The organism is Curtobacterium uvaldense (genome assembly GCF_028307415.1).
Lineage (GTDB): Bacteria > Actinomycetota > Actinomycetes > Actinomycetales > Microbacteriaceae > Curtobacterium.
The window spans coordinates 22,491-29,739 of record NZ_JAQMHU010000036.1; the positions used below are offsets into that span (position 1 = coordinate 22,491).

At 71.2% G+C, this 7,249-nt stretch carries 7 protein-coding genes; 1 reads left to right on the forward strand and 6 read right to left on the reverse strand.

All coding sequences use genetic code 11. The annotated features are described in order from the left end of the window. Positions 1–4 precede the first annotated feature (4 nt). The 6 genes from PIJ49_RS15305 to PIJ49_RS15330 form a co-directional block, all read right to left on the reverse strand. Positions 5–769 (reverse strand): YebC/PmpR family DNA-binding transcriptional regulator, encoded by a 765-nt coding sequence (locus PIJ49_RS15305; protein ID WP_209682603.1) that lies wholly within the window; start codon positions 767–769, stop codon positions 5–7. 162 nt (positions 770–931) lie between these two features. Next, positions 932–1,525 carry a pyridoxal 5'-phosphate synthase glutaminase subunit PdxT gene (gene pdxT / locus PIJ49_RS15310; protein WP_209682605.1) on the reverse strand — a complete coding sequence of 198 codons (594 nt, stop codon included), beginning with the start codon at positions 1,523–1,525 and terminating at the stop codon, positions 932–934. Continuing rightward, positions 1,522–2,442: a pyridoxal 5'-phosphate synthase lyase subunit PdxS gene (gene pdxS / locus PIJ49_RS15315; protein ID WP_066654286.1), complete on the reverse strand. Its 921-nt coding sequence runs from the start codon at positions 2,440–2,442 to the stop codon at positions 1,522–1,524. The genes pdxT and pdxS overlap by 4 nt, the downstream gene beginning before the upstream one ends. A 12-nt stretch (positions 2,443–2,454) precedes the next feature. Further along, complete coding sequence (locus PIJ49_RS15320; protein WP_271826997.1) at positions 2,455–3,003, reverse strand: HIT family protein; 549 nt, start codon at positions 3,001–3,003, stop codon at positions 2,455–2,457. Between the two features lie 176 nt (positions 3,004–3,179). Further along, on the reverse strand, positions 3,180–5,168 hold the full coding sequence (gene thrS / locus PIJ49_RS15325; protein WP_271826998.1) for a threonine--tRNA ligase: 1,989 nt from the start codon (positions 5,166–5,168) through the stop codon (positions 3,180–3,182). A gap of 153 nt (positions 5,169–5,321) precedes the next feature. Continuing rightward, entirely contained in the window at positions 5,322–5,864 is a 543-nt protein-coding gene (locus PIJ49_RS15330) for an adenine phosphoribosyltransferase (protein WP_066654284.1), read from the reverse strand. A gap of 166 nt (positions 5,865–6,030) precedes the next feature. Between PIJ49_RS15330 and PIJ49_RS15335 the strand changes: the two genes are divergently transcribed. Next, positions 6,031–7,041 carry a glycoside hydrolase family 6 protein gene (locus tag PIJ49_RS15335; RefSeq protein WP_271826995.1) on the forward strand — a complete coding sequence of 337 codons (1,011 nt, stop codon included), beginning with the start codon at positions 6,031–6,033 and terminating at the stop codon, positions 7,039–7,041. Positions 7,042–7,249 lie beyond the last annotated feature (208 nt).

Here is a 7,249-nt window from a genome sequence, read left to right on the forward strand (position 1 = left end):
CGGACTAGTCCTCGTCCTCGTCGAGCTCGGCCTGGACCTCCGCGGGGATGTCGAAGTTGGCGTAGACGTTCTGCACGTCGTCGCTGTCCTCGAGTGCGTCGATCAGCTTGAAGACCTTGCGGGCGGTGTCGGCGTCGACCGGGACCTTCACCCCGGGGACGAACTCGGCATCGGCCGAGTCGTAGTCGATGCCGGCGTCCTGCAGCGCCGTGCGCGCCGCGACGAGGTCGCTCGCCTCGGTGATGACCTCGAAGCCGCCGCCCTGGTCTACCACGTCCTCGACACCCGCGTCGAGGACGGCCGTCATGACGGTGTCCTCGTCGAGACCGTCGGTCTTCGTGACCGAGATGACGCCCTTGCGCGAGAAGTTGTAGGCGACGCTGCCCGGGTCGGCCATGGTGCCGCCGTTCCGGGACATCGCCGTCCGGACCTCGGCCGCAGCGCGGTTCTTGTTGTCGGTGAGGCACTCGACGAGCATCGCGACACCGTTCGGGCCGTAGCCCTCGTACATGATCGTCGTGTACTCGATCGACTCACCGGTCAGGCCGGCGCCGCGCTTGATCGCGCGGTCGATGTTGTCGTTCGGGACCGAGGTCTTCTTGGCCTTCTGGACGGCGTCGACCAGGGTCGGGTTGCCCGACAGGTCCGCGCCGCCCATCTTCGCGGCGACCTCGATGTTCTTGATGAGCTTGGCGAACGACTTCGCACGGCGCTGGTCGATGACCGCCTTCTTGTGCTTCGTCGTTGCCCACTTGGAATGCCCGGACACGGTGCTCCTTGCGTCTAGCGGAAGATCCGGACCAGTCTACCGGCCGGGAGACGCGGATCACCGCCGCCCCGCCCCTTGCGCGAAACGCAACGTCGGCGACACCGCGCAGTGCGATGCCGCTGCGAGGAACCGCCGACGTTGCGTCTTGCGGGTCGGGAGGACCTAGGCGCTGCGGACGATGTCGAGGAAGCGGCGGTGGAAGCGGTCCTCGCCGGCGACCTCGGGGTGGAACGCGCTCGCGAGCACGGCGTCCTGCTGCACGGCGACGACCTGCCCGTCGGCGAGGGCACCGAGTACCTGGACGCCGGCGCCGTGCTCCTCGACCACGGGGGCGCGGATGAACACCGCGTGCACGGGGGCCTCGCCGAGTGCCGGCATCGGGATGTCGGTCTCGAAGGAGTCGTTCTGGCTGCCGAAGGCGTTGCGGCGCACGGTCGTGTCGAGCACGGCGAGCGTCTGCTGCCCCGGGATGCCCGCGGCGATCCGGGAGGACAGCATGATCATCCCGGCACAGGTGCCGTAGGCGGGGAGTCCACCGCGGATCGCTGCGCTCAGTGGCTCGGCGATGCCGAACGTCCGGGACAGCTTGTCCATGACGCTCGACTCACCGCCGGGGATCACGACGCCGTCGAGCGCCTCGATCTCCTCGGGCCGACGGAGCGGCACCACGTCGGCGCCGAGCTCCGTCAGCGAGGCGATGTGCTCGCGGAAGTCACCCTGCAGCGCGAGGACCCCGATGCGGGGTCGGGCGCTCACCAGCCGCGCTCGGCGAGGCGGTGCGGAGCGGGGACGTCGGCGACGTTGATGCCGACCATGGCCTCGCCCAGACCGCGGGACACCTCGGCGATGACCTTCGGGTCGTCGTGGAAGGTCACGGCCTTGACGATCGCCGCGGCGCGCTTCGCCGGGTCGCCCGACTTGAAGATGCCGGACCCGACGAACACACCGTCCGCACCGAGCTGCATCATCATCGCGGCGTCGGCCGGGGTCGCGACACCACCGGCGGTGAAGAGCACGACGGGGAGCTTGCCGGTCTGCGCGACCTCCTTCACCACGTCGAACGGGGCCTGGAGCTCCTTCGCGGCGACGTAGAGCTCGTCCTCCTTGAGGTGGCGGAGCGCAGCGATCTCCTTCGAGATGGTGCGGATGTGCTTCGTGGCCTCGGACACGTCACCCGTGCCGGCCTCGCCCTTGGAGCGGATCATCGCCGCGCCCTCGGTGATGCGGCGGAGTGCCTCGCCCAGGTTCGTGGCGCCGCAGACGAAGGGCGTCGTGAACTTCCACTTGTCGATGTGGTTGACGTAGTCGGCGGGCGACAGCACCTCGGACTCGTCGATGTAGTCGACGCCGAGCTCCTGCAGCACCTGCGCCTCGACGAAGTGGCCGATGCGGGCCTTCGCCATGACGGGGATCGAGACGGCGGCGATGATCTCCTCGATCATCGACGGGTCGGACATGCGGGCCACGCCGCCCTGCGCGCGGATGTCGGCGGGGACGCGCTCGAGGGCCATGACGGCGGTCGCGCCGGCTTCTTCCGCGATGCGGGCCTGCTCGGCGTCGATGACGTCCATGATCACGCCGCCCTTGAGCATCTCGGCCAGGCCGCGCTTGACGCGGTCGGAGCCGGTGATCGAGGTGCCGTTGGTGCCCGAGGTGCTGGTGCTGTCGCTCATGATGCCGACAGTCTAGTCCGCAGCGGGCCAGCCGTCGGCGACGAGCCGGCGGGTGTCACCGAGCATCTGGGACATCGACTTCGTCCGGGCGATGATCGGGAAGAAGTTCGAGTCCGACGCCCACCGCGGCACGATGTGCTGGTGCAGGTGCGCGGCCACACCGGCGCCCGCGATCTCGCCCTGGTTCATGCCGATGTTGAAGCCGTCGCAGTGCGACACCGCACGCAGTACGCGCATCGCGGTCTGGGTCAGCTCGGCGATCTCCCGGATCTCCTCGGCGGTCGCCTCGTCGTACAGCGGGACGTGGCGGTAGGGGCAGACGAGCAGGTGCCCGTTGTTGTACGGGAACAGGTTGAGCAGCACGTAGGCGTGCTCACCGCGGGTGACGATCAGGGCGTCCTCGTCGGACTTCCGCGGCGCCTCGCAGAACGGGCAGTCGTCCTCGTGCCCGCGGCCCCGACCTTCCCGCCCGGCGTCGATGTAGGCCATGCGGTGCGGGTTCCACAGGCGCTGGAAGGCGTCCGGCACCGCCGCACCCGTGGCCGCGTCGCGGATCACCAGCGGCTCGTCCGCGCTGCCGGTGCCCGCGGCACCGCCCGTGTCGACGACCTGCGGACCGGGGTCGGCCGGGATCGCGGAGCCGGCCGGCCTCCCGGGGTCGGCCGGGGCCCCGGGACCGGCCACGTCGACGACGTGGCCGGTCCCGGGGACGGACTCCGTGCCTCCCGTGCGGTCCATCAGACCTGCGCGCGGTCGCGGATGGCGGTCAGGATGCGCTCGACCGCCTCGTCGACGGGCACGCCGTTGTCCTGGCGACCGTCGCGGAAGCGGAACGAGACCGCCCCGGCGTCGCGGTCGTCGCCACCGGCGATCAGCTGGAACGGGACCTTCGCCTTGGTGTGCGTGCGGATCTTCTTCTGCATCCGGTCGTCCGAGTGGTCGACCTCGGCGCGGACGCCGTGCGCACGGAGCTTCGCGACGACCTCGTCGAGGTAGTCGCCGTACTCGGCGGCGACCGGGATCGCGACGACCTGCACCGGGGACAGCCACGCCGGGAAGGCACCCGCGTAGTGCTCGGTGAGGACGCCGAAGAAGCGCTCGATCGAGCCGAACAGGGCGCGGTGGATCATCACGGGACGCTGCCGCGAGCCGTCCGGGGCCGTGTACTCGAGCTCGAAGCGCTCGGGCAGGTTGAAGTCGAGCTGCACGGTCGACATCTGCCACGTGCGACCGATCGCGTCGCGGGCCTGGACGGAGATCTTCGGACCGTAGAACGCCGCACCGGCGGGGTCCGGGACGAGTTCGAGGCCCGACTCCTCGGCGACCTCGCGCAGGGTGTTCGTGGCGATCTCCCACACCTCGTCGTCGCCGACGTACTTCTCCGGGTCCTTCGTGGAGAGCTCGAGGTAGAAGTCGTCGAGCCCGTAGTCGCGGAGGAGCGAGAGCACGAACTCGAGCGTCGTGGTCAGCTCCTCCTTCATCTTCTCCTGCGTGGTGAAGATGTGGGCGTCGTCCTGGGTCATGCCGCGCACGCGGGTCAGGCCGTGGATGACGCCGGACTTCTCGTTGCGGTAGACCGTGCCGAACTCGAACATCCGGAGCGGCAGGTCGCGGTAGGAGCGGGCCTGCGAGCGGTACGCCAGGATGTGCATCGGGCAGTTCATCGGCTTGAGGTAGTAGTCCGCACCCTGTCGGGTGACGTTGCCGTCCTCGTCGCGGGCCTCGTCCATGTGCATGGCCGGGAACATGCCGTCCTTGTACCACCCGAGGTGGCCGGACTGCTCGAACAGGTCGCCCTTCGTGATGTGCGGCGTGTAGACGAAGGAGTAGCCCTCCTGCTCGTGCCGGCGGCGCGAGTAGTCCTCCATCTCGCGGCGGATGATGCCGCCCTTCGGGTGGAAGATCGCCAGGCCCGAGCCGATCTCGTCCGGGAACGAGAACAGGTCGAGCTCCGCGCCGAGCTTGCGGTGGTCGCGCTTCGCGGCCTCCTCGAGTCGGACGAGGTACGCCTTGAGCTGGTCCTTGTCCGGCCAGGCGGTGCCGTAGATGCGCTGCAGCTGCGGGTTCTTCTCCGAGCCGCGCCAGTACGCCGCCGCGACGCGCATGAGCTTCGCCGCGTTGCCGATCCACCGGGTGTGCGGAACGTGCGGGCCACGGCAGAGGTCCTGCCAGACGACCTCGCCCGACTTCGGGTCGACGTTCTCGTAGACCGTGAGCTCGCCGGCCCCGACCTCGACGCTCTCGCCGGAGTCGCCCTCGGCCGCGGCGCCCTTGAGGCCGATGAGCTCCTGCTTGAAGGGCTCCCCCGTCATCAGTTCGCGGGCCTCGTCGTCGGTGACGACCTTGCGCCGGAAGCGCTGGGCCTGCTTGACGATGCGGTCCATGCCCTTCTCGATGGCCTTGAGGTCCTCGGGGGTGAAGGGCTCGGCGACGTCGAAGTCGTAGTAGAAGCCGTCGGTGACGGGCGGGCCGATGCCGAGCTTCGCGTCCGGGTTGATCTGCTGCACTGCCTGCGCGAGCACGTGTGCGGCGCTGTGCCGGAGGATGTCGAGGCCGTCCTGCTCGTCGAGCGTCACCGGTTCGACGGTCTCCCCCGCCTCCACGTCGGCCGCGAGGTCCTTGAGCACCCCACCGACGCGGATCGCGACGACACCGCGGACGCCGTCGAAGAGCTCGGTGCCCGTCGTGGCCGTCGTCGCGGTGCGGGGCTCGGGTGCCTGGGGCAGGTCTGCGGGCTCTGGTGCGACTGCGTCGGTCACGATCGTGGTGCTCCTCGGTTGGTTCAGGGGTGGGTCAAGACTAGTGCGCGGCCGCAGCGGTCCAGGCGCGGCCGCGGCGGTCCCGGCGCGTCCGCGGCGGTCTCGGCCGGCGGCAGCGGTTCAGGCGGGGACGCGGCCGAGCGTCGTGACGGGCAGGCGCGGCTCGAGGCGCTCCCGACCCGAGAGCCCGTCGAGCTCGAGCAGCGACGCGAAGCCGATCGCCTCGTACCCGGCACGCTCGAGGAGCGTGATCGTCGCCGCAGCGGTGCCCCCGGTCGCGAGGACGTCGTCGACGACGAGCACGCGCGTGCCCTGCGGGAGCTGGCCCGGCCGGAGCTCGAGCTCTGCCTCGCCGTACTCGAGCGCGTACTGCTCGCTCAGGACCTCGCCGGGCAGCTTGCCGGCCTTGCGGACCGTCAGCACGCCGACCTGGTGCTGGGCCGCGATGCCACCGGCCAGGGCGAAGCCGCGGGCCTCGATGCCGGCGACCGCCTGGAACCCCGCACCGATCGCGAACGGCGCCGCGAGGGCCTCGCAGACCCGTCCGAACGCCACGGGGTCGGAGAACACCGGGGTCACGTCGCGGAACAGGATGCCGGGCTTCGGGAAGTCCGGGACGATGGCGGTCAGGCGTTCGACGAGTGCAGCTGCGGTTTCGGTCACCGCACAACGGTACGCGACCGCAGGCGCCGCACGCGCCCGGCCGTCCGTCGCCTGTCCCTCGTTCTGGAGATCGCCCCGACGCCGCCCCGCGGGTTCTGATGGTCTGCGGCAGGTGGAGCGGGACGGCAGGGACGTCCCGACAGCGGACGGACACAGGACGGGGACCATGTACTCGAGGATCAGGACGATGGTCGCGCTCGCCGCCGTGGCGACGGCGGTGGCTGCGGGCACCGTGACGTTCCCCGCGGCTGCGACGGCGGCGTCCACCGCGCCGCTGCCGCGCGCGGCCCTCCACTCCGCGACGCCCGGGCAGGTCTTCGCCGGTGGGTTGTACCGGCAGCCGGACAGCCAGCCCGCCCAGGCCGCGGCGGCGCTCAGCGCGGCGGGGAGGACGACCGAGGCCGCAGCGGCCCGCACCATCGCGCAGCAGCCGATCGCGATCTGGCTCGGCGAGTGGTACACGGGCGACGCGCTGGACCGGGTGATCGCGCGGAACCTCGCCGCCGCGGAGAAGACGGGTACGACGCCGGTGTTCGTCACGTACGCCGTCCCGAACCGCGACTGCGGCGGGTACTCGGCGGGCGGCCTCACACCGTCCCGGTACGCCGCGTGGAACCGTCGCATCGCGGCCGACCTCCAGGGGCACCGGGCCGTCGTGATCGTCGAGCCGGACTCCCTGGCACACCTGAGCACGTGCACCGCCGAGCGAGCCCGACGGCCGGGCCTCATCGCGGCGGCCGTGCGCGTGTACGCCGCCGCGGGGGTCCCCACCTACCTGGACGGCGGGAACGAGGACTGGAACCCCGCGGAGCTCCAGGCGACGTACCTGCGGGAAGCCGGTGTCGCCCAGGCCCGGGGGTTCTTCACGAACGTCGCGAACTTCTACGGCGTCGACGGTGAGCGGGCCTACGCCGAGCGGCTCAGCGCGATGACGGGTGGGGCACGGTACGTCGTCGACGTGTCGAGGAACGGTCGTGGGTGGCTCGGCACCTGGTGCAACCCGACCGGTGCCGGTCTCGGAGGGAAGCCCCACGTCGCAGCGGGCACGACCCGGCTCGACGCCCTGCTCTGGGTGAAGACCCCGGGGGCGAGCGACGGGACCTGCAACGGTGGGCCGGCGGCGGGGACGTGGTTCCCGTCGTACGCGGTCGCACTGGTGGCCAACCGGAAGCGGTAGGCGCGGGGTCGCGGTCCCGCGCGGGGCGGGTGCCGTAGGTGCGGCGGGCGCGGCGAGCCCAGCGGACGCGGCGGGCGCCGCGTTCGTCGCGGAGCACAACGGGAAGCACCTCGCGCCATGCGATCGCATGGCGCGAGGTGCTTCTGGTTGTGCGGAGGCCGTGCGCGCGGCGCTGTCGCGGCTGCGGCTGCGGCTGCGGCTCCGGACG